Below are 19,760 nucleotides of genomic sequence, written 5' to 3'. Positions count from 1 at the left end.
CGAAAGAGGCAACACCATGACAACGATTAACCAAGCAGCGATAGCCACTCTATTTACAGAAGCGCGCACCCATAACGTGTGGCAGGACCGCGAGGTGAGCGAGGATACGCTGCGCGAGCTGTATCACCTCATGCATTACGGCCCCACCTCGATGAACTGCCAGCCATCACGGATTATTTTCCTGACCACTGACGAAGCCAAGGAACGCCTGAAGCCAGCGCTTTTGCCAGGCAACCAGGAAAAAACCATGAAAGCCCCGGTGGTGGCAGTGATTGGTTTTGATACGGAGTTTTACGAGCACCTGCCGCGCATGTTTGCCCATAACAAAGACGCTAAATCGCTGTTTGAAGGCAAGCCGGATTTCATTCACTCTACGGCGTTCCGCAATAGCTCAATTCAAGGCGGCTATTTGATTTTGGCGGCCCGTGCACTGGGCTTGGATGCAGGCCCTATGTCGGGCTTCAATAACGCTGCGGTGGATGAAGAGTTCTTCCCAGAGGGTAAAGTGAAGAGCAACTTCCTGTGCAACTTAGGCTATGGCGATGCCAGCGCCCTGTTCCCGCGTGGCGATCGCTTTGCCTTCGATGAAGTGTGCACCGTACTGTAAGCACGCCTTACGGACGCATACTGTTTGAACTACCGAAAAAGGGCCGTGCCTGTCATGGCCCTTTTTTCTGCGTGGGTGGCCTGGCGTTGAGGCTCTATCTAAAAGGGGTGTTCTGATGGCGTTTGATTGGGTGTTTGTAGCGCTGATGATCGTGGCCGTGTTATTGACGGGGATTTCCAAATCAGGGTTTGCGGGTGGGGTGGGGGTGGTTGCTGTACCGCTGATCTCGCTAAAGGCAAGCCCGACCTTTGCGGTGGCGGTGATGCTGCCGCTGCTGATTGTGATGGACGTGTTTAGCCTAAAAGCGTGGTGGCGACAGCGGGTGGACCGCTTGTTATGGCTGATGTTTCCGCCTGCGATATTGGGCGTTGCGGTGGGCTACTTCACCTATGGCTGGTTTGATGAGGCGCTGCTGACACTGCTACTCGGCATTTTTTCCGTGCTGTTTGGCCTGTGGGGGCTGCTTAAACCGCTGCGCGGCCGACTGCTGCCCACGTGGGTGGGGCGTTTGTGTGGAGGAATAGCAGGTTTTACCAGTTTTATTGCCCATGCGGGCGGCCCACCGCTGAACTTTTACCTGCTGCAGTGCCAACTCACTAAGCAGCAGTTTTTAGGCACGGCGGTGGTGTTTCTCGCGATCACCAACTTGGTGAAGCTGGTGCCCTACACGCTGCTTGGCCTGGTGACGTTCGATAATCTCACCATTGCACTGCTGCTGATGCCGGTGGCGTGGCTGGGCATTCAATTAGGGTTGATCATTCAGCGGCGGATGGATGGCGAGCTGTTTTTCCGGGTGATTCTTTGCCTACTCATTTTGTTAGGTATCCGGTTGATCATCGATGGAGTAAGTTAAAGCCACCATGAAAAAGAGGCGAGTGGGCTGACCATGTTTGACGATTCGCACCCTGAAGGGCCTTACGATACGCTTTCACAAACGCCCTTATCTAAAATATCGAACACCGAGTTAGCGCGCTTCATTGAGTTCATTGAGAAATTTGAAAACGAGACCGAATCAACACTCTCGATGTCGCTGGGGTATCGTGAGATGCGGATGTTGCTGCACGTGATGCGCAATCATCTGGCGGGCCGTTTAACCACGCCCACCTCGCTGGCGGATGCCTCAGGGCTGACCTACGGCACCGCCAAGCGTGGCATTGAAAGCATTATGCAGCGAGGCCTGCTCATTTCGCGCCCACGCACAAAGACAGGAAAAACCGTCTCGCTGCATCCCTCCCCACAGATGATAGAAGAGTGGGAAAGCTACGCGGAGCGCATCAAGGGCCTGCTGGGCCCGCTGTTTGGGATCGACCCCGCCTCAGAGTCTGGCAGCAAGATATTTTTAGGCACGTCAGCGTCTCAGCAGGTGATCTCGACGCCCGCTGTGCTCTCCGCGCGGCTGGAGCTGAAAGGGGGCTTACGTGTGCTGGCGCATGCGGACCCTACGTTCATGGCCATGCATAATTTAAAACGCCAGCTAGAGTCTATTTTCGGCGTGGAAATTCGCAATAAAGCGCGCTCCATTGATAACTTGCTAGATGACATTCTCGACAATGCCCGTTTAGCAAAATCCCGCTACGACATTGTCGCCTGCGACTTACCCTGGTTTGGCGACTTGGTCGCACAGGGCGTTTTGATGCCGCTAGATGCGCTCATCCAGCGCGATGGCTACGATCTTTCTGACTTCCACCCGATGGCGATCCAAAGCGCCGGCTATGGGGGTTGTCAGTACGGTATGCCGGTACAAACCACCCCTGAACTGCTCTGTTATCGCAAGGATATTTTGGCGGCTGCGCAGTTAACGCCCCCCAGCACCACCGAGGCCTTGGTAAAAGTTGCAAGACAGTTGCACGACCCCGCGAAGGGGCGATACGGGATCGCTTGGAACGCCGCCCGTGGCACGCCGCTGGGGCATACGTTTAGCTTCCTGATGGCTAAATTTGGGCAGCCCATTGTCGATCTACCGCTGCATGCAGGCGGCTTCGATTTTCAAAACGCCAGCGGTGAGCAGCTGCGGCCGATGTTTCAATCGGACGCCGCTTACCGAGCCTGCGAGTATATGCTGGATATTCTCAAATACTCTCCGCCGAATATTCTCAATATGTCTTGGTACGAACGGGCGCAATCCTATGCCTCGGGTGAGTCGTGCATGGCTTACTGCTACACGCTGCTGGCACCTTTGATCGAGTTCGATAAGAGATCACCGGCATACGGCAATACGGGGTATTTATCCCATCCGGTGGGCAATCACGGCAGGGCGATTACGCCTATTGGTGGGTATGCGCTGGCGATACCGGCCAACTTATCTAAAGAGCGAGTGGAGGCCGTGTGGACGGCGTTAAAACACCTCACGTCGCCCAATATGTCTAAGCTCTACATCATGAACGGTAGCTTGGTCACGCCGCGTTTTAGCGTTAGCCAAGACCCGGAAGTGTCCGCGCTGTCGCCGTTGAGCCGTTGATTACGATTGTCGATGATATGGCGAAGCAGGATGTTTTACAGGCGTGGCCACGCCCGCCGGTTCCAGGCATTACCGAGCTAATCAGCATCGCAGGTAATGAAATTTTCGAGGTGCTGGATGGGCGGCGTTCAATTAAAAAAGCGCTCTCTATCGCCCAAGAGCGCGCTGATAACGTTATGCGGGAAAAGGGGCATTATTAAGCAGATGGAAGGAGTAACCCCCATACCTGAGAGGCAGGTATGGGGGAAATGGCTTCTTGGCTAGAGGCTTACTGCATGATCATGCCGCCATCGATCATTAGCAGCTGCCCGGTCATGTAATCAGACTCTTGGCTGGCGAGGAACGACGCGGTGCCGACCACATCTTCTGGGTAAGAGTAACGCTTCATCAGAATCATTTTTTCAGCCAGTTCATCCATTGACTGGCCCTGCTTCTCGAATTTACCGATGCTGACTAAGTCTTTATCCAGCTGTTCCCAAAGCTCGGTGCGCACCACGCCTGGGGCATAGCCGTTAACGGTGATGTTGTGGTCAACCAGTGCTTTTGCACCGCCGTTAATCATCGCTAGTACGGCATGCTTGCTGCAGGAGTAGGGCACCACATCGTCAAATGCCTGGCGGGAGAGAATTGAACCTACGTTAATGATTTTATAAGGGCCGCTTTCTTTGCCCTGGCTAATCATCTGTTTAGCCGCTTCCTGCATACCGAGTAAGCAACCCAGCGCATTAACATCCATAATTTGATGCCAATTTTCTTCAGTGATATCCAGAAACATTAATGGCTTATTGATACCGGCATTGTTCACCATCACGTTCAAACTACCAAACGCTTCTACCGTGGCGTTAACGGCTGCCTGCACTTCCGCGCGGTTAGTAACATTTAACTTAATGGCAATGGCATCGCCACCCTTTGATTTGATGCGCTGAGCGACCTCTTCGCACCCCTCAATGTTGAGGTCTGCCACGCAGACCTTTGCCCCTTGCGCAGCGTAATGCTCAGCGACAGCCGCTCCCATGCCACGTGCAGCACCAGTAATGAGACAGTGTTTGCCTTTGAGTCGAGTGTTATCCATGAGGTCACCTTGTAAGTTTTGTTGTGGGACAGTATGCGCTGCCACCTTCGCCACATTGTGGTGGTTGGGTGTAGGTAGCTAGCGCTAACAAGGACGTGCGTTGTTAAATCGGCGTTGCGAATAACAGAAGTGCAACCTTGTGATAGGCATTCTCAGGTGGTCTTGTCGCTAAGGACAGAGCGCCTTATTGTTAATATGGCCAGATTGGACTTTTTTTCATTCCCAGCGTTATGAAAAGCGAAAGTGGCAGTGCTTTAATCGCCTCAGAGTCATAGGGAGTGCAGCCGTTAATAGCGAATGTGAGTATTGTGAAAGTTATTAGTGCGTTTTTTTAATGTTAGGTGTTAACCGTATTGCATTTAACGTTTATTCCTATTGTTAGTGCTTATTATAAAAATAAATCGAGGTGCTTATGTCTCAGCCATGCATTATCTGTGTTGCCATTACGGGCAGCCTGCCACGTAAAGAAAATAATCCCGCGGTACCGATTACCGTTAATGAGCAAATCGAAAGTACCCAGGCAGCTTTTGAAGCAGGTGCCAGTATTGCGCATTGCCATGTGCGTAACGACGACCAAACGCCGTCATCCGACCCAGAAAAATTTGGCCGCCTGATGGAAGGGCTCAAGAAACACTGCCCAGGCATGATTATCCAGCTTTCCACCGGCGGCCGATCCGGTGCCGGTGAAGCTCGCGGCGGCATGCTGCCGCTGAAACCGGATATGGCTAGCCTCTCGGTGGGCTCGAATAATTTTCCCAGTCGCGTTTACGAAAACCCTCCTCAATTGGTGGAGTGGCTGGCAGACGAAATGCTCAAGTACAACGTGAAGCCTGAAATCGAGGCGTTTGACCTCTCGCACATCCACCAGGCGGTTGCGCTCTCAAAGCAGGGCAAGTTAAAAGCGCCGTTATACGTTCAGTTCGTCATGGGGGTGAAAAACTCAATGCCCGCCGACAAACACAGCTTTGACTTCTTTATTGAAACGCTCAAACGACTAGCCCCCGACGCCCAGTGGTGCGGCGCAGGCATAGGAGCCAACCAATACCTGCTTAACGAGTGGTCGATTGCAGCAGGCGGCCATACCCGCACCGGGCTTGAAGATAACGTGCGCCTAGATCGCGATACCTTAGCCGCCTCCAACGCAGCCCTAGTCGAGAGAACCGTCGCGCTGTGCGAAAAATATCAGCGCCCGGTCGCCACTTGGCAGCAGGCCCGCGACACACTGGGGCTGCAGATGGCGTAAGGCTATCTCCCAGCGTGGTGCGATGCCATCGCTGGCTTCCAAGTAAGCGCCGTTCTGCTGTTTGGTATAGGCGTTTTGGCAATGAAGGAAATGCTCGCCATGCCGAGTGATGTGCTGGAAATTAACTACAATACTCTTTGCATTTGTTCGTTGATTTTTGTAGGTGTTGGGCTATTATCCATTTGTGCGTGGTTTTTATTAGCCTACTAAGGAAAAGTCGCCATGTTGAAGGGGCTTGTGCTGTGCTTTGCAGTATTATTTGCGCAATTGGCGGTTCTCAATATTCTTGATGCACGGTTGTACAACGCACAAGACGTTCGACAAGCGAATACAGCGGCTCTTACACCGCATAAAGATGATGAAGTTGAGGAAAAGAGCGAGCAGTCCTGAAAAGAACTGCTATTTTTTTGCTGATACTGTTTATCTTTAATCATTGGCAGTGGCTGACGCTCGTACTTGAGCCACTGCCATATCGAATTCATGAATCAGCCTGCGTGTCCTCAAGCCACTGTAGAAACGTTTCCCATGAGCGTTCGTCGGCGCGTTGGTCGTAACGATCGCTGCCAAACACGCTAAAGGCATGGGGGGCGCCTGAATAAATCCCTACTTCGTAAGTCACGCCGGCCTGTTCAAGAGTGCTGGCTAGGGTGGCTACGTCTTTTAGGCTTATAGAGGTGTCTGCACCGCCATGAGCAATATAAATTGGTGGCGTGTCACTGGCGTACGATTGGCCTTCGGGTGTGTCTAGGCCTCCATGGAAGGTAGCGTATGCGGCGATGTTATCTGCCTCGCCAGAGCGTGCAATTTCTAAGGAGACCGCCCCGCCAAAGCAGTAGCCCATGATGACGGTGCGGGTATCAGCCCCTTCGGTTCTAGCTTGAGCCAAACCAGCAAGGGTGAGAGTTCGCATCCGCTCACGATCCTCATAAAGCGCACGGGTGGCGGCCTGTTTATCTTCAGTGGCTTGTGGGCGGTTGCCGGCACCAAAAAGATCGACGGCAAATGCATCGTAACCCTTCTCTGCGAACATATCGGCTCGCTGGCGCTCGTAGTCATCCAGCCCGTCCCAGTCGTGCACAATGATCACGCTGCCTTTGGCATGCTCACCAGCCGAGACGAAATAACCTTCAAACCTTTCGCCATTCACATCATAGCTAATGTCTTCGCCGCTGGGGGTAAAGCCGTAAGCGGCTGCTGAAAGTAGCAAGCTGGATAGGGTAGCGATAGAAAGTGAAACAATACCCGGGCGTGGGAGTGAGGTAGGGATTTTATCAGGCATTTTTTTGTCCAATTCAAGGTAGAAGTTAAAGCATAGTCAACCTTATCCAAAGGAGGGCGATAAAAGCACCCACCTAACGTGTAAGACAAAGACTTGCGTCTGGAACTTGGTGACGGCATGCTTGTCCGTTGTTAGTACGACTACTAGGGAGCATAGATACATGGCTTTTAACGATTCAAACATGGCAAGAACGCAAACCCACAGCGCGGTAAGTGGTGTAAGTGCCAACAAGGTGCTGCGTAATACCTACGCACTACTGGCAATGACGCTGCTGTTTTCTGCTGTCATGGCGGGTGCCTCTGTTGCGATGGGTATCCAGCAGATGAACATTTTTGTGTTCTTCATTGGCGCCTATGGTCTGATGTTCTTGGTTCACAAAACCGCTAACTCTGCGGTTGGTCTGTTATCAACTTTCGCGTTTACAGGCTTTATGGGGTTCACGCTTGGTCCCATCATCTCTGCCTATTTAACGCTTCCCAATGGCGGTGCGCTCATCATGAACGCGCTAGCCATGACGGGCCTGACGTTCATTGGTCTTTCCGCAGTAGCGCTCACCACTAAGAAAGACTTTAGCTTCCTGGGTAACTTCTTGATGGCGGGCGCTATTGTTCTTATCTTGGCGATGGTAGCTGGATTGATCTTCAATATACCGGCGCTTTCGCTAATGGTTTCCGCTGGTTTCGTGCTGTTTGCTTCAGCAGCGATTCTTTACCAAACCAGCGAAATTGTGCACCGTGCTGGCGAGACCAACTACATCCTCGCGACTGTGACGCTGTACGTTTCCATCTACAATCTGTTCGTCAGCCTGCTGTCTATCTTGGGCATCATGAGCAACGACTGATTAGTGGCAAGAAGGCAGTCGCTTACTGAAGTGGCACTAACGGCAGACCCTACTCAGTAGGGTCTGTTTTTTTTCGTTGAGTCGGCACGAGATGACGTTATGGAGTACGGCTTATTAGTAATGGGCGCGCCTTACACGAGTGCAGCGCCTCACTCCGCTCTGCGCTTTGCTAAAGCGGTGATTAGCAGAGGCCACCAAGTGACGGGGGTATTTTTCTATCAAGAGGGTATACATAACGCCTCTATGCTGATGGCGCCCCCTCAGGATGAGCTCAACATGCATGACGCATGGGCAGCACTACATCACGAACACGGTGTTGCATTAGATGTTTGCATTGCTGCAGCGTTGCGTCGTGGCGTGATGAGTGAAGCTGAGGCAAAACGGCATGGCAAATCACATTTCAGCTTGGCGGCGCCTTTTGAATTAACAGGGTTAGGTCAGCTGTTATCGTTGCAGCAGCGCTGTGATCGTTTAGTCACCTTTGCATAGGAGCGGATGCCAGTGAGTAATGAAAACGAGCGACTCGTAATTATTCGACATGCACCGTTTAGCTCCAATGCCCTGAGAGAAGGGCTAGATGTCGCCTTAGTGGCAGCGGCCTTTGGCCAAGTGGTCAACTTGCTGTTTATGGGACAGGGCGTGCTGGCTCTGGTGAAGGAGCAGGCAACAGGCGCACCAGGACAAAAAGCGACATTACCTACCATCGATATGCTTGAAATGTACGATATTGATCAGTTGCTGGTGACAGCACGGGACCTAGAGGCACTGAATTTGAACGCCGATAAGCTAGTGGATGGGGTAACGATCATTACTGATAATGAGCTTCCTGAGCTGCTCAACCGCCACTCTAATGTACTGAACTTTTAAATCGGGCAGGGTGACATGCTACATATTTTGAATGAGCCCCCGTATAGCGAGGCAGCCCAGCAAATGCTCTCGACCGCGTCAGCAGGCGATAGTGTTTTGTTAATCGAGGATGCCGTACAAGCAGTACTGCATTCTGACTGGCAAGGCTGGCGTGCCGTTGGCGAGCAAATATTTCTATTGAAAGAGGATGCGGCGTCTCGCGGATTGCTTTTTCTAGCGGCCACAACAGGTGCCAAAGTGGTTGATATGGATGGCTTTGTAGCGCTGACTGAGCAACATGCAAACATCATATCCTGGTACTGACGCATGAATGATAAAAATTTATACCGTTATCTTCCTTCAAGCAATAAAATTGAACTGGATCCTGAAGGTTATTTAGTAAAGCAGGATGTGTGGAGCCCCGAAATCGCTGAGCTGCTTGCAGAAGACGAGGGTGTAACACTCACTGATGAACACTGGGAACTGATTCATTTAGTGCGTGATTTCTATGCTCGCTATGAAATGGCACCCGCGATGCGGCCATTAGTTAAAGCTACTAAACAGGCTTTAGGTGATGAAAAGGGGCGTTCGGTATACCTAATGGCGCTTTTTCCAGGCAGTCCGCCTAAGCGATTGGCTCGCATTGCAGGGTTGCCAAAACCGACGAACTGTTTATAGCTGAGAGTCGAAGGCGTTACGCCAAATCTCCTCGTGTACACACTGAAAGCACGACAGCATCGTCTTCGCTGGTAGAGACCAGAGCATGACCCATATCACTATCAAAATAGATGCTGTCGCCTTCTGCCAGTACTAGAGGCGCATAAAACTCTGTGTAAAGCATGATATCGCCGTACAGCACCATCAAAAACTCTTCGCCATCGTGCCGCACCCACTGCTGATACTCCTCAAAACTGCGCGCTCGCACGATGGTTTTAAACGGAATCATGCGCTTTTGCGCAAGCTGATGGCCTAGCAGCTCATGCTCATAAGTGGGGGTGGGGTGCAGCTGTCCTTTTCCTTTGCGAGTCAGGTCACGGCGCCCCATCGTATAGCGTTCGCGCTTGGGCGGAGTTAAAAGCTGGGGTAAATCAATACCAAGGCCGTTAATGAGTTTCTGGACGACGCTAAACGTTGGTGAGATTTGATCGTTTTCAATTTTGGAGAGCGTGGAGCGGGCAATACCGGTGCGTTGACTCACGTCTTCCAGTGTCCATTGATTTGCCAGACGTATTTGTTTTAACCGCTCACCTAAACGGAGCGGCTCAACAAAAGGTTTTCGCCCTGACGCGATGCGCAGGGCGGCGTGCTCTTCAGAGGTTGCGGTCATAAAAGCCACGTAGTAAAGCGTCAATAAAACCGCATACTAGCACAGCCATTCATGCCGTAGGGGGCACACTAGGGGGTGTTCGTAAAAGGTAAGCCTAATAATGCTTTCATGTGGGCTTCTACGCCGCTTGCTAATGTTTTAAGGTTATAGCCCCCTTCAAGTACAGACACCACGCGGTTCTCTGCGTAGAGGGCGGCAATTTCCATGGCTAAGTGGGTGATCCAGTAAAAATCCTCGTCACCAAGACAAACATCGCCCATAGGGTCGTCTCGATGCGCATCAAATCCTGCTGAAAGCATCACTAAGTCAGGTTTAAACGCGTGCAGCGCGGGTAGCCAACGTCGCTCAATAACACGCCTGAATTCAATGCTATCAGTGCCTACCTCCAAAGGAGTATTAACCACATTTTGCCATTCGCTACGCAAGTAACGCCAAGGGTAAAAAGGGTATTGAAAACTGGTGCAAATAAGTACATTCGGGTCGTTCTTAAAAATATCAATCGTACCGTTACACTGGTGCACATCGAAGTCTAGGATAGCAACGCGTTTAGCACCGTATTTGGCTTTTGCATGAGCAGCGCCTACGGCAATATTGTTATAAAAACAGAAGCCCATCGCGTCGGCGGCTTCTGCGTGATGACCCGGTGGACGCACAGCGCAAAAAACATTATCCGCCTGGCGTTTGAATACCTGATCCACGCCGCGAACCACGGCGCCAGCAGCCACCCGTGCGGCATTCAAACTGTCAGGGTTCATCATAGTGTCGCTATCTAACGTCACAATGCCCTGCGTTGGTACACACTTTTCTAGCGCTTTTAAATGCCTGACTGGATGCACTCTGGCGAGCGCCTCTTCACTAACTTCCAGCGCATCGGCTTGCATAGTTTGCTGAAGGAGGCCAGCAAGCGATAAACGTGCCTGGATCGCTTCCAGCCGCAAAGGGCTTTCAGGGTGCTCAGGGCCCATATGGTGCAATGAACAGTCAGGATGGGTAAGGTAGGCAGTAATCATGCAAGCGCTCCAGTCATATTGTCGTTACCATAATCGCCAGGGGGGCTTGCGCGACAGTCACAATAAGTCGTACACAGTGGTTAATCATCCCAGGGAGGCATGTCCGTGAGCACACGCTTTTTACATCATTTTTTTGAGCCTCGTACGGTAGCGGTGTTTGGCGCCTCTGAGAAACCCGCGTCACTTGGCGGTTTAGTGCTTCGAAACCTTCAAGAAGCTGACTTCAAGGGCAAAATTTGGGCAGTTAACCTCAAAGGTTATCACAAGGTATTTGGCGCCGATTGTGTACGAAATGTAAGCGAATTGCCGGAGGTTCCTGACTTGGCGGTTATTTGCTCGCCCATCGAGGGAGTGGCAAGTCTCATCAAAAAGCTTGGCCAGTTCGGTGTGAAAGCGGCCCTTGTGCTTTCGGGGGGGGCTTATCTAGATCGCGAGAAAGGTAATAAGGGATCTATTCGCCAACAAATGCTGCAAGCGGCAAGGGAGTCAGGAATACGCGTGCTGGGCCCTGAATGCATGGGGCTGATTGTGCCCGGTAAAAAACTCAATGCTTCTTATGCCAGTCAGCCTGTGAAAGCGGGAAGGGTCGCTTATTTAGGCCAGTCAGGCATGCTTGCTAACGCCATGATCGACTGGGCAGCAGGGCGCGATGTAGGTTTTTCTCATTTAATCACGGTGGGCGACAGTGTTGATGTGTTGTTGCCAGACTTAATTGATTACGTTAACCAGTTTTCACCTGCCCAGGCAATTCTGCTCCACCTTGAACGCGTCACAGATGCCCAGCATTTTATGACCTCAGTGCGTGACGCATCCCGCAATCGCCTTGTTTTGGCCATCAAAAGTGGTCGTACGGCACAGTCGGATATTTCAGGTATGGCGCCGACCCCAGGCATTGCCAACCGCGACGTGGTATTCGACGCTGCATTTGCTCGCGCGGGTGTGGTTAGGGTAGATGACTCAGATGAGCTGCTCGATGCTCTTGAGACGCTATCACGCATGAAGCCACTACGTGGTGATCGGTTAGCCGTGGTATCCAATGGCCTAGGCCCCGCCATGTTGGCAATCGATAAGCTCATTAGTGCGGGGGGAAAACTGGCTGAATTCACCGAAGAAACGCAGGCAGCACTGCATAAAAGCCACGTCGATATGAGTAAGCCTGGTGAAAATCCTGTGGATTTGGGTGGGAATGCGACGCCAGCGCGTTTTGTTGAAGCGTTAACAATTGTGGCTAATGATGCCAATGTCGATGCCGTCCTGGTGGTGCATGCGCCTACGCGACTAGCCCCGTCGGTAGCGACGGCAAAAGCCCTGATTGATAACCGTAAGTTGTTTAAACGTAATTTATTAACGAGTTGGATGGGCTTAAAAGAGGCCTTAAATGCTCGGCATGAGTGCAACGTAGCGGGTATCCCTACTTATACATCGCCCGAAAAAGCAGTCAAAGCATTTATGCATATGGTGGATTACCAGCGAGTGCAGGCGCTCCTTCAAGAAATACCACCCAGCCTGCCTTTTTCTACCAGCCCCGCGATACGCGCTGAATGCCGCGCTCTGATTACTCAAGCAAAAGAGCAAGGTAGGCAGACGCTTACCCATTCTGAGACAGCACAGGTGTTGGAAGCCTATGGTATTCCAGCCGCTCCGAGTGTTTATTTATCCAGCCCCGAAGAGGCGTTGGCATTAGCCGACGATATCCCAGGGCCAAAGGCACTCAAAGTCATACATGAAGGCAACTGTCGGCCTTATCGTTATCGAAAGCATCCTCATAAAATATCTGCAGGCCTAATGCAGGATTTAACAACACCTGAGCAAGTAGCGGAGGGTGTGAGACAGTTAGGCGATAAGGTGCGTGAAAAATTTCCTGAATACACGATTCGTGAATACTGTTTACAGCCAATGCAACGCGGTAAGCACTCGATGCAGATATGCGCTGGCATTACACGAGATCCGGTTTTTGGCCCTCTGATTGTGTTTGGTATTGGGGGCTATAAGGTGAATGTTTTAGCCGATCGTCAAATTGCTTTACCTCCCCTTAATATGAGCTTGGCCGCCGATATGGTGGGTAGAACCCATGCTGCTTCGTTGATTCGTGAGCACTCGGCAGATCCCGAGCGAGATATTCAACATTTATGCCAGCTGTTGGTGAAGTTATCGCAAATGGCGTCCGATCTAGGGGATTTACGCGGTTTGGAATTGAACCCGCTACTGTTAAATCGTGATGGAATGCTGGCGGTCGATTTCGCAATGGACTTAGGCCCCCCCGCGCGCTTTGCTATCATGCCTTACCCAGAAGAGCTGCGTGAATGGGTGACGTTGAAAAATGGCTGGAAAGTAGAGGTTCGGCCTATTCGAGCGGAAGATGCGCCACTGATCACCACATTCCATCGTCAACTGTCGGAAGAGAGTATTCGCTTCCGCTACTTTCATCATAAATCCAACCTGACGCAGCGCGATTTATCGATCCTTTCGCATATTAACTACGATCGCCAAATGGCCTTTATTGCTGAGCATCAGCATGATGATGGAAGCAAGGAAATGCTGGGTGTCGTTCGGGTGTGGAATGATCCGGATAATATTCGCACCGAGTTTTCAGTGATTATTCGTGATGATCTGCAGGGGCTGGGTATAGGTAGTCTTTTAATGAAAAAAATGATCGATTACTGCACCAGCATTGGCACCCTTGAAATGATTGGCAAAATCATGGTCGATAACCACCCAATGCGGGCATTAATGAAGCATTTGGGCTTTAAGTGCCGCTATAACATGGAGGAGCAGGTCGTTGATGCGGTGTTGCGTCTCAATGAACCAGAGAGCGAGTGGCAGCGGCATCGCTTAGAGAGTCAGCCCGATTAACCGCTGCTGTATTTCAGTCGACGCTGCCTTTCTCGATACGTTGTTGAGAAGGGTGAGGAGAAGAGAAGGGGGCCTGTCGATATACAGGCCCCTGAAACGTTGCTATGGAGCCAAGCGAAAGCGACTCCACGCACCACCGTCACGCCGTTCGAACCTTAGGCGATCATGCAGACGGCTAGGCTGCCCCTGCCAAAATTCGATCATTTCAGGTGCAACCCGATACCCACCCCAATGAATGGGCCGAGGAATATCTTGCCCATCGTAAGCTTGTTCAAAGCGCTTTTGGCGCTCTACAATCCAGTTACGGTCAGGGATTACAACACTTTGGGTAGCAATCCAAGCGCCTAACTGGCTGCCACGCGGGCGGCTTGAGAAGTACTCATCGGATTCGTCGGCCGTTACCTGCTCCACCGGCCCTTCAATACGGACTTGACGCGATAGCGATGGCCACCAAAACGTCATAGCAGCATAAGGCACATTGCTTAATTCGCTGCCTTTATGGCTGTGGTAATTGGTAAAGAAAACCATGCCGCGCTCATCGAACCCTTTGAGTAGCACAACCCGTGCATGGGGGCGTCCCTGACTATCCACCGTTGCCAGGGTCATGGCGTTACCGTCTTTCCCCTCGCTTTCAAGCGCGAGCGTGAACCATTCGTCAAAGAGTTCGAATGGGTTGTCGGGGGTTTGCGCCTCATCTAAGCGTCCGCCTTCATAATCACGCCTAATATCAGCTATGTTACGCGTCATTGAATGGTGCTCCCTTGCGGTAAAGTTGAACTTTGCTTTTCATGTTCGCTGGTCTGCTAATAAAGCTCAAGTATTGATCAGATAGCGGTGCATCAGATGTTTTGTCCTAGGCGTCGCTCAGGATTAATGAGAAACTCTCTCAGCATAACGATAGAGGACTGTAAATGCTTAATAATACACAGCGCGTGTTGGTATGGGACGGGCTAATACGGTTATTTCATTGGGGACTGCTAGCGTCTGTCGCTTTTTCTTACTACACCACTAAAACTGATGGAGCTCCATTTCTATTTCCCATCGAAGTTCACGCTCAAGCGGGCTATATCATTATAGGCCTGCTGGTGTTTCGGGTTATTTGGGGAATTGTAGGTACTGTTTACGCTCGTTTCAGTCATTTTTTATACCCTCCGGTCGCAACCGCTGCATATACTAAATTGCTTTTGACTCGCCGTGCGCCCCGCTATGCCAGTCATAATCCTTTGGGCGGTTGGATGGTGGTTTTCATGCTTGTGTCACTAGCTTTTCAATCGCTTAGCGGTTTGTTTCTTAGTGATGATATTTTTTTTCAGGGGCCGTTATATGGCTTAGTAGGCCGCGATATCAGCGGTGAGCTTGCTACTTTGCACGCGTTCAATAGTGACCTTCTTCTAGTATTGATAAGTGTGCATGTGTTGGCCATTGTGGCCCATCAACTGCAAGGGGAACACTTAGTGGCAGCCATGGTGACCGGCATTAAGCGGTTTAACCATACCCCTCACGATATAGCGCCGACGAACTTTCCCATGCGCCGGTTTCGAGCAGGCGCTGCGCTGCTCTTTGCAGTGAGTGTCGTTGGCTGGCTCTGGTTTTATTAGCAATCTTTGTTGGTAACGAGCGATGGCCTTGATAAAAGATATCAAGGCCATCCAACCTCTACGCTTGACGCAGCTGTCGACTGCGAAAGCGAGCATACGCCATGCAGCCGGTAAACAGTGCAAGTGAAACGAGCGCTTCTAACACGCCGCGAAACCCTTGCCCTGGCAGGGTCGCCAGCATTATTCCCTGAGTAAAATAGAGTAGGCTGACAAACGCAAGCCATGCATGACCACGGGCGCGCTGACCTATAATGGACGGCAGGAATAGCACCAGTGGCAATACAAACGCCACCACGGGGCGCCAATTAAACGCGTCTTCTTGAATGAAAAAGCCACGATAAACCACCAGTAGAAAGAGAATCACAAAACTGATCAGGACCAGCTGCCGCGATTGACGAGTTAAGTTATCGATTCCATGGCGGCTTTCCAGCGATTCTAACCACTGCCTCATGATGTTTTCTCCCCGCGCATGTGATGGAGTGCTAAAGCTAACCTTGCCATACGCTTACCTTGAGCAACGCATAGCAAACGCTCGTCTTCATCCACAGGCCGGTCACTGCGAACACCGGCTACATGGCTAGTACCGTAGGGTGTACCACCCGTTTGGGTGTTGATAAGCGTGGTTTCACTGTAAGGAACACCTGCATATACCATGCCATGGTGCAGTAAAGGCACTAACATGGTGAGTAACGTACTCTCTTGGCCTCCATGCAAACTGGAGGTTGATGTAAAGGCGCTGGCGGGTTTGTCAATTAATGCTCCGTTCATCCAGAGGCTGCTGGTCGTGTCTAAAAAATATTTCAGCGGCGCAGCCATATTGCCAAACCGCGTAGGGCTACCTAGCACTAACCCACTGCACTGGCGCAGGTCTTCTAAATCCGCGTATATAGCACCTTCTTCTGGAATCTCTGGATCAACGGCGTCGCATGTGGGAGACACCGGCGGCACCGTGCGCAGCTTTGCTTCAATGCCTGGAATGCTCTCGACACCTGCAGCTATCTGGTGCGCCATAGCGGCTGTCGCGCCAGAGCGGGAATAGTAAAGAATCAGAACGAACGGTGTGGAATCACTCATGATATGTCCTAAGGGTGAAAAGAGAAGCCAGCAATCGAAGGCGCTGCGTTATTCACCTATGGTACCAGAGCGGCTTGATAGTCAGGAGAGGGCAAGCGCAATCGGCTAAGTGAAGGCAGACGTACATAGACCCAGGCCGTTGTTCCATCAGCCAAGGTCTGTTTTACGCGCTCATAGCGAATGCCCAGGCGTTCGTAACGATCTAAACGCGCCAGCTGGTTCGGTGTAACCTCAAGTAATAAACCGTCTACATGCGCTTCTTGATTTGGCGTCAAATCCAAGTTGGTGCGCTCATAACCTTCCAGCGTAGCCTTCGTCGGGTTGCCTGATGCGTACATTACCACCCAGCGGACGGGGGCATAGCGTAGCGTCCCGTAAACAAATACCTGATGGGAGCGCTGCTCAATATCGGGCAGGTGACTAGGTCGTTCATAGAACCATGGGCTCAGCATGGTTAGCCATAGCCATACGGCAATACTTAGCGCTACTAATGTGCTGCCTAGCAGGCATCGTTTCAACCAAACCATACGCTTTCCTCTTTGTCATACCCTATATCAAGCTTGGCGTGCCTACTTAATGAACTCACGTCTTAAGCAATTCTCACGGGTTTGCTAGGATACGCTTGAAATGCTTTTAAGCATTCGACCCTACCGGAGGAGCCTGTTATGAATCAATCACTTCGTGATGAGATGGATTTCAGTGCCTTGGTCGGCGATGTAAAGCCGCTGCCCAAGCACAACCGCGCGGATACAGGCACTCAGCGACAGCGACCCACAGAAGCCCAGTTAGCGCGTCGCGAAAGCGCTGAAGAGCAATTGAATGAACGTAATTTTTTATCCGATGATTTTGTCGATCTTCGGCCCCCCTTTGATCCCATTGAGTACCGCCGCGAGGGTATTCAGCAGGGCGTGGTTGATAAACTGAAACACGGTGGCTATAGCGTACAGGCGCAGCTGCATCTGTTACGACGGCCCTTGGCAGAGTGCCGCAGAATGCTATTTCCGTTTATTCAAGAAGCCTACGCTCACGACCTCCGTTCTGTGCTGATTGTGCATGGCAGAGGTCGAGACATCGACAGCCCTGCGAATGTGCTGCGTTCCTATCTGGCTAAATGGCTGACTCAGTTTGACGAAGTGCAAGCGTATGTTTCCGCGCAGCCTTCGGAGGGAGGCCTTGGCGCCACTTGGGTCATGTTACGTAAAAGTGACCGCGCAAAGGCCAACAACCGTGAGCGCCAGCAAAAACGACGCGGCTAACGTCCGCTACGGGTGACCCAGCAAAAGGGCAGCCTGAGAGGCTGCCCTTGTTGTTTTCTATGTCTAGGGAGAGGATTACTGTTCACTATTGGCTAGACGGCGTTCGAACAACGCCTGGCGCTCTTCTACATCGGTTTGATAGCGGACGCTAAACATGTTTAACGCCCGGATAGCATCGTCGGGATGTTGATCATCGCGCAGGGCCATGGCGGTAAAGCCACAGCGACGCATGTAATCCAACTGGTCGACCAAGACATCGCCAACTGCACGTACTTCGCCGTTATAGCCGTAGCGTTCGCGAAGCAACCGAGCTAGTGTGTAGCCACGTCCATCTGTAAACGCTGGGAAGTCGATGGCAACGGCACGGGTGCTGTTTAACTGCTGACCCAGTGCAGTGGTTAACTCAGTGTCGCTTGCGAGCAGTGGTGCTAACTCGGCATCTTCCTGATGCGCTTGCCAGAGTGCTAATGGCAAAAAGGCGGGGCGCTGTTCAGGGAGCGTTTCTGTGTCGTAGGACACGCACCACGCGTTCTCCGCTGCCAGTTCGCCATCAGTAATCAGATGGTCGACATGTACCGGCACTAGCTCAACCGTATCAGTCTTGGTGTCATTGCTGGGCATAAACACGCTCCTTAAAGGGTTTTAAACCAATACGGCGATAGGTGTCGAGGAATCGCTCGTCTTCATGACGTTCAGCTACATAGACCTGAAGGACTTTATCGACAACGTCCGGCACGTCCTCGCGGAAGAAAGAGGGGCCAAGAATTTTACCTAACGACGCATCGTCCGTTGAGTTACCACCAATCGAGATTTGGTAATACTCTTCGCCTTTTTTGTCGACGCCAAGGATGCCGATGTGACCCACGTGGTGGTGCCCGCAGGCGTTCATGCAGCCTGAGATGTTGAGATCCAGTGGGCCTAGGTCGTAGAGGAAATCCAGGTCTTCAAAGCGCTCCTGCAGTGCTTGCGCGATGGGGATGGAGACCGCGTTCGCCAGGCCGCAGTAGTCGCCGCCAGGGCAGCAGATAATATCGTTCAACGTGCCCACCGTTGGGTTGGCCATGCCTAGTGCATCAAGCTCTTTCCACAGCGCTTCGAGCTCGTCCACTGGCACATCAGACAGTACGAGGTTCTGCTCGTGAGTGACACGAACTTCGCCAAAGCTGTAACGGTCGGCCAAATCGGCGACGGCTTCCATCTGGTCTGCTGTTACATCACCGGGGGCGTGCTCACGACGCTTAAGCGATAGCGTCACCGCTTTATAGCCCGGCACTTTATGGTCAGTCACATTGTTGGTAACAAAGCGCGCCAGGCTCCGGTTTTCGCTACGCAGCTTTTCAAAGTGGGCAATAGCGGTATCCGTAACCGGGCGGCGCTCTGGTTCAGGGAAGTGACGCTTGGCGGCATCAACCGCTGCTTGGTTGAGTGTTTGTGGACCATCTTTAAGATGCGCCCACTCTTCATCAACGCGACGGCGGAACTCCTCAATCCCCAACGCTTTTACCAAAATCTTGATACGCGCCTTGAACTTGTTGTCTCGGCGTCCGAACTGGTTGTAAACGCGAACGCACGCTTCTAAATACGTGAGCAGGTGCTGCCAGGGGAGATCTTCGCGCACCACGTCGGCAATCATGGGCGTGCGGCCAAGGCCACCACCGGCGAGTACTTTAACCCGCAGTTCGCCATCTGAGTTATGCCAAAAGCGTAAGCCGATATCATGTACTTGAATCGCGGCACGATCCTGGGCGGCACCGCTAACGGCAATTTTAAATTTACGCGGCAGATAGGCGAACTCAGGATGCAACGTCGACCACTGGCGAATTAATTCACACCAGGGGCGTGGATCTTCCACTTCGTCGCCCGCGATCCCGGCAAACTGATCGCTTGTTGTATTACGGATGCAGTTACCGCTGGTCTGAATCGCATGCATCTGAACCTTGGCCAGTTCACCTAAAATATCGGGCACGTCTTCCAGAGCGGGCCAGTTCAGCTGCAGGTTTTGTCGTGTTGTGAAGTGGCCGTAGCCGCGGTCATAGCGGCGGGTAATATCCGCTAACGCACGAAGCTGTTCGCCCGCGAGCATGCCGTACGGAATCGCAATACGGAGCATAGGGGCATGCTTTTGGATATACAGGCCGTTTTGCAGTCGCAGTGGGCGAAACTCTTCTTCCCCTAAACGTCCAGCCTGGTAGCGTTCCATTTGGTCACGAAATTGAGCAACGCGCTCGTCAACCAAGGTTTGGTCGTGAATATCATAACGGTACATGTGGCACGATCCTGCTAAAAGCGAAGTGGT

The 19,760-nt window shown here is 51.9% G+C and carries 24 protein-coding genes; 14 read left to right on the top strand and 10 right to left on the bottom strand.

Annotated features, from left to right (window positions below):
• Positions 1 to 16 precede the first annotated feature (16 nt).
• From LOS15_RS06225 to LOS15_RS06210, 4 genes are all read left to right on the top strand, one after another.
• Entirely contained in the window at positions 17 to 607 is a 591-nt protein-coding gene (locus LOS15_RS06225; RefSeq protein ID WP_263068884.1) for a malonic semialdehyde reductase, read from the top strand.
• A gap of 115 nt (positions 608 to 722) precedes the next feature.
• On the top strand, positions 723 to 1,460 hold the full coding sequence (locus tag LOS15_RS06220; protein WP_188638765.1) for a sulfite exporter TauE/SafE family protein: 738 nt from the start codon (positions 723 to 725) through the stop codon (positions 1,458 to 1,460).
• Between the two features lie 33 nt (positions 1,461 to 1,493).
• Positions 1,494 to 3,065, top strand: a complete 1,572-nt coding sequence (locus LOS15_RS06215; RefSeq protein WP_263068881.1) for an ABC transporter substrate-binding protein — start codon at positions 1,494 to 1,496, stop codon at positions 3,063 to 3,065.
• A gap of 17 nt (positions 3,066 to 3,082) precedes the next feature.
• Complete coding sequence (locus tag LOS15_RS06210) at positions 3,083 to 3,265, top strand: hypothetical protein (RefSeq protein WP_263068878.1); 183 nt, start codon at positions 3,083 to 3,085, stop codon at positions 3,263 to 3,265.
• Between the two features lie 68 nt (positions 3,266 to 3,333).
• On the opposite strand, the gene LOS15_RS06205 is transcribed toward LOS15_RS06210, so the two are convergent.
• Complete coding sequence (locus LOS15_RS06205; protein WP_009096944.1) at positions 3,334 to 4,137, bottom strand: SDR family NAD(P)-dependent oxidoreductase; 804 nt, start codon at positions 4,135 to 4,137, stop codon at positions 3,334 to 3,336.
• Between the two features lie 412 nt (positions 4,138 to 4,549).
• Here LOS15_RS06205 and LOS15_RS06200 point away from each other — a divergent pair, with 412 nt between their 5' ends.
• Together LOS15_RS06200 and LOS15_RS06195 are read left to right on the top strand one after the other, a co-directional pair.
• Positions 4,550 to 5,380 (top strand): 3-keto-5-aminohexanoate cleavage protein, encoded by an 831-nt coding sequence (locus LOS15_RS06200; RefSeq protein ID WP_263068874.1) that lies wholly within the window; start codon positions 4,550 to 4,552, stop codon positions 5,378 to 5,380.
• Between the two features lie 222 nt (positions 5,381 to 5,602).
• A complete protein-coding gene (locus LOS15_RS06195) occupies positions 5,603 to 5,770 on the top strand; it encodes a hypothetical protein (protein WP_263068872.1) in 168 nt (55 codons plus the stop codon).
• 88 nt (positions 5,771 to 5,858) lie between these two features.
• Here LOS15_RS06195 and LOS15_RS06190 read toward each other — a convergent pair whose 3' ends face one another.
• The gene (locus LOS15_RS06190; RefSeq protein WP_263068870.1) at positions 5,859 to 6,659 is read right to left on the bottom strand and encodes a dienelactone hydrolase family protein; all 801 of its coding nucleotides are present in this window, start codon (positions 6,657 to 6,659) and stop codon (positions 5,859 to 5,861) included.
• A 160-nt stretch (positions 6,660 to 6,819) separates the two neighbouring features.
• Between LOS15_RS06190 and LOS15_RS06185 the strand changes: the two genes are divergently transcribed.
• The 5 genes from LOS15_RS06185 to LOS15_RS06165 all read left to right on the top strand — a co-directional run bounded on the left by LOS15_RS06185 (position 6,820) and on the right by LOS15_RS06165 (position 9,024).
• Positions 6,820 to 7,500 (top strand): Bax inhibitor-1/YccA family protein, encoded by a 681-nt coding sequence (locus LOS15_RS06185; protein ID WP_263068868.1) that lies wholly within the window; start codon positions 6,820 to 6,822, stop codon positions 7,498 to 7,500.
• 99 nt (positions 7,501 to 7,599) lie between these two features.
• Entirely contained in the window at positions 7,600 to 7,989 is a 390-nt protein-coding gene (tusD, locus tag LOS15_RS06180) for a sulfurtransferase complex subunit TusD (RefSeq protein ID WP_263068865.1), read from the top strand.
• A gap of 6 nt (positions 7,990 to 7,995) precedes the next feature.
• On the top strand, positions 7,996 to 8,367 hold the full coding sequence (gene tusC, locus LOS15_RS06175) for a sulfurtransferase complex subunit TusC (RefSeq protein WP_263068862.1): 372 nt from the start codon (positions 7,996 to 7,998) through the stop codon (positions 8,365 to 8,367).
• Positions 8,368 to 8,382: 15 nt separating this feature from the next.
• Complete coding sequence (tusB, locus tag LOS15_RS06170; RefSeq protein ID WP_263068860.1) at positions 8,383 to 8,670, top strand: sulfurtransferase complex subunit TusB; 288 nt, start codon at positions 8,383 to 8,385, stop codon at positions 8,668 to 8,670.
• A 3-nt stretch (positions 8,671 to 8,673) separates the two neighbouring features.
• Positions 8,674 to 9,024 carry a TusE/DsrC/DsvC family sulfur relay protein gene (locus tag LOS15_RS06165; protein WP_263068857.1) on the top strand — a complete coding sequence of 117 codons (351 nt, stop codon included), beginning with the start codon at positions 8,674 to 8,676 and terminating at the stop codon, positions 9,022 to 9,024.
• Positions 9,025 to 9,040: 16 nt separating this feature from the next.
• Here the strand turns inward: LOS15_RS06165 and LOS15_RS06160 are convergent, their stop codons facing one another.
• Positions 9,041 to 9,673 carry a helix-turn-helix domain-containing protein gene (locus tag LOS15_RS06160; RefSeq protein ID WP_263068856.1) on the bottom strand — a complete coding sequence of 211 codons (633 nt, stop codon included), beginning with the start codon at positions 9,671 to 9,673 and terminating at the stop codon, positions 9,041 to 9,043.
• Between the two features lie 68 nt (positions 9,674 to 9,741).
• Positions 9,742 to 10,683 carry a histone deacetylase family protein gene (locus LOS15_RS06155; protein WP_263068855.1) on the bottom strand — a complete coding sequence of 314 codons (942 nt, stop codon included), beginning with the start codon at positions 10,681 to 10,683 and terminating at the stop codon, positions 9,742 to 9,744.
• 105 nt (positions 10,684 to 10,788) lie between these two features.
• Between LOS15_RS06155 and LOS15_RS06150 the strand changes: the two genes are divergently transcribed.
• On the top strand, positions 10,789 to 13,536 hold the full coding sequence (locus LOS15_RS06150) for a bifunctional acetate--CoA ligase family protein/GNAT family N-acetyltransferase (RefSeq protein WP_263068853.1): 2,748 nt from the start codon (positions 10,789 to 10,791) through the stop codon (positions 13,534 to 13,536).
• A gap of 102 nt (positions 13,537 to 13,638) precedes the next feature.
• On the opposite strand, the gene pdxH is transcribed toward LOS15_RS06150, so the two are convergent.
• Positions 13,639 to 14,283, bottom strand: coding sequence for a pyridoxamine 5'-phosphate oxidase (gene pdxH, locus LOS15_RS06145; RefSeq protein ID WP_263068851.1), 645 nt, complete (start codon positions 14,281 to 14,283; stop codon positions 13,639 to 13,641).
• Between the two features lie 164 nt (positions 14,284 to 14,447).
• Between pdxH and LOS15_RS06140 the strand changes: the two genes are divergently transcribed.
• Positions 14,448 to 15,134, top strand: a complete 687-nt coding sequence (locus LOS15_RS06140; RefSeq protein WP_263068849.1) for a cytochrome b/b6 domain-containing protein — start codon at positions 14,448 to 14,450, stop codon at positions 15,132 to 15,134.
• A 58-nt stretch (positions 15,135 to 15,192) separates the two neighbouring features.
• Here LOS15_RS06140 and LOS15_RS06135 read toward each other — a convergent pair whose 3' ends face one another.
• The 3 genes from LOS15_RS06135 to LOS15_RS06125 are packed head-to-tail and all read right to left on the bottom strand — an operon-like array spanning position 15,193 to position 16,735.
• Complete coding sequence (locus LOS15_RS06135) at positions 15,193 to 15,585, bottom strand: DUF2069 domain-containing protein (RefSeq protein ID WP_263068847.1); 393 nt, start codon at positions 15,583 to 15,585, stop codon at positions 15,193 to 15,195.
• Complete coding sequence (gene wrbA / locus LOS15_RS06130) at positions 15,582 to 16,208, bottom strand: NAD(P)H:quinone oxidoreductase (RefSeq protein WP_263068846.1); 627 nt, start codon at positions 16,206 to 16,208, stop codon at positions 15,582 to 15,584. The genes LOS15_RS06135 and wrbA overlap by 4 nt, the downstream gene beginning before the upstream one ends.
• A gap of 56 nt (positions 16,209 to 16,264) precedes the next feature.
• Positions 16,265 to 16,735: a gamma-glutamylcyclotransferase gene (locus tag LOS15_RS06125; protein WP_263068845.1), complete on the bottom strand. Its 471-nt coding sequence runs from the start codon at positions 16,733 to 16,735 to the stop codon at positions 16,265 to 16,267.
• 138 nt (positions 16,736 to 16,873) lie between these two features.
• On the opposite strand from LOS15_RS06125, the gene smrA reads away from it, so the two are divergent.
• Positions 16,874 to 17,464, top strand: a complete 591-nt coding sequence (gene smrA / locus LOS15_RS06120) for a DNA endonuclease SmrA (protein WP_263068843.1) — start codon at positions 16,874 to 16,876, stop codon at positions 17,462 to 17,464.
• Positions 17,465 to 17,539: 75 nt separating this feature from the next.
• Here the strand turns inward: smrA and LOS15_RS06115 are convergent, their stop codons facing one another.
• Positions 17,540 to 18,085: a DUF934 domain-containing protein gene (locus LOS15_RS06115; protein ID WP_263068841.1), complete on the bottom strand. Its 546-nt coding sequence runs from the start codon at positions 18,083 to 18,085 to the stop codon at positions 17,540 to 17,542.
• Positions 18,072 to 19,730: a nitrite/sulfite reductase gene (locus LOS15_RS06110; protein ID WP_263068839.1), complete on the bottom strand. Its 1,659-nt coding sequence runs from the start codon at positions 19,728 to 19,730 to the stop codon at positions 18,072 to 18,074. Before LOS15_RS06110 ends, LOS15_RS06115 begins: the two co-directional genes overlap by 14 nt.
• Positions 19,731 to 19,760: the final 30 nt, after the last annotated feature.

Origin of the sequence: Halomonas sp. 7T, assembly GCF_025643255.1 — a bacterium.
Taxonomy (GTDB): Bacteria; Pseudomonadota; Gammaproteobacteria; order Pseudomonadales; family Halomonadaceae; genus Vreelandella.
Note: the sequence above shows the minus strand (reverse complement) of the source record. Positions and strands in the feature narration are given on the sequence as shown.

What these genes read in the sequence shown, in the direction of transcription:
- LOS15_RS06225 (WP_263068884.1), top strand. Translation starts at nt 17, where the DNA reads ATGACAACGATTAACCAAGCAGCGATAGCCACTCTATTTACAGAAGCG.
- LOS15_RS06220 (WP_188638765.1), top strand. Translation starts at nt 723, where the DNA reads ATGGCGTTTGATTGGGTGTTTGTAGCGCTGATGATCGTGGCCGTGTTA.
- LOS15_RS06215 (WP_263068881.1), top strand. Translation starts at nt 1,494, where the DNA reads ATGTTTGACGATTCGCACCCTGAAGGGCCTTACGATACGCTTTCACAA.
- LOS15_RS06210 (WP_263068878.1), top strand. Translation starts at nt 3,083, where the DNA reads ATGGCGAAGCAGGATGTTTTACAGGCGTGGCCACGCCCGCCGGTTCCA.
- LOS15_RS06205 (WP_009096944.1), bottom strand. Translation starts at nt 4,137, where the DNA reads ATGGATAACACTCGACTCAAAGGCAAACACTGTCTCATTACTGGTGCT.
- LOS15_RS06200 (WP_263068874.1), top strand. Translation starts at nt 4,550, where the DNA reads ATGTCTCAGCCATGCATTATCTGTGTTGCCATTACGGGCAGCCTGCCA.
- LOS15_RS06195 (WP_263068872.1), top strand. Translation starts at nt 5,603, where the DNA reads ATGTTGAAGGGGCTTGTGCTGTGCTTTGCAGTATTATTTGCGCAATTG.
- LOS15_RS06190 (WP_263068870.1), bottom strand. Translation starts at nt 6,659, where the DNA reads ATGCCTGATAAAATCCCTACCTCACTCCCACGCCCGGGTATTGTTTCA.
- LOS15_RS06185 (WP_263068868.1), top strand. Translation starts at nt 6,820, where the DNA reads ATGGCTTTTAACGATTCAAACATGGCAAGAACGCAAACCCACAGCGCG.
- tusD (WP_263068865.1), top strand. Translation starts at nt 7,600, where the DNA reads ATGGAGTACGGCTTATTAGTAATGGGCGCGCCTTACACGAGTGCAGCG.
- tusC (WP_263068862.1), top strand. Translation starts at nt 7,996, where the DNA reads ATGCCAGTGAGTAATGAAAACGAGCGACTCGTAATTATTCGACATGCA.
- tusB (WP_263068860.1), top strand. Translation starts at nt 8,383, where the DNA reads ATGCTACATATTTTGAATGAGCCCCCGTATAGCGAGGCAGCCCAGCAA.
- LOS15_RS06165 (WP_263068857.1), top strand. Translation starts at nt 8,674, where the DNA reads ATGAATGATAAAAATTTATACCGTTATCTTCCTTCAAGCAATAAAATT.
- LOS15_RS06160 (WP_263068856.1), bottom strand. Translation starts at nt 9,673, where the DNA reads ATGACCGCAACCTCTGAAGAGCACGCCGCCCTGCGCATCGCGTCAGGG.
- LOS15_RS06155 (WP_263068855.1), bottom strand. Translation starts at nt 10,683, where the DNA reads ATGATTACTGCCTACCTTACCCATCCTGACTGTTCATTGCACCATATG.
- pdxH (WP_263068851.1), bottom strand. Translation starts at nt 14,283, where the DNA reads ATGACGCGTAACATAGCTGATATTAGGCGTGATTATGAAGGCGGACGC.
- LOS15_RS06140 (WP_263068849.1), top strand. Translation starts at nt 14,448, where the DNA reads ATGCTTAATAATACACAGCGCGTGTTGGTATGGGACGGGCTAATACGG.
- LOS15_RS06135 (WP_263068847.1), bottom strand. Translation starts at nt 15,585, where the DNA reads ATGAGGCAGTGGTTAGAATCGCTGGAAAGCCGCCATGGAATCGATAAC.
- wrbA (WP_263068846.1), bottom strand. Translation starts at nt 16,208, where the DNA reads ATGAGTGATTCCACACCGTTCGTTCTGATTCTTTACTATTCCCGCTCT.
- LOS15_RS06125 (WP_263068845.1), bottom strand. Translation starts at nt 16,735, where the DNA reads ATGGTTTGGTTGAAACGATGCCTGCTAGGCAGCACATTAGTAGCGCTA.
- smrA (WP_263068843.1), top strand. Translation starts at nt 16,874, where the DNA reads ATGAATCAATCACTTCGTGATGAGATGGATTTCAGTGCCTTGGTCGGC.
- LOS15_RS06115 (WP_263068841.1), bottom strand. Translation starts at nt 18,085, where the DNA reads ATGCCCAGCAATGACACCAAGACTGATACGGTTGAGCTAGTGCCGGTA.
- LOS15_RS06110 (WP_263068839.1), bottom strand. Translation starts at nt 19,730, where the DNA reads ATGTACCGTTATGATATTCACGACCAAACCTTGGTTGACGAGCGCGTT.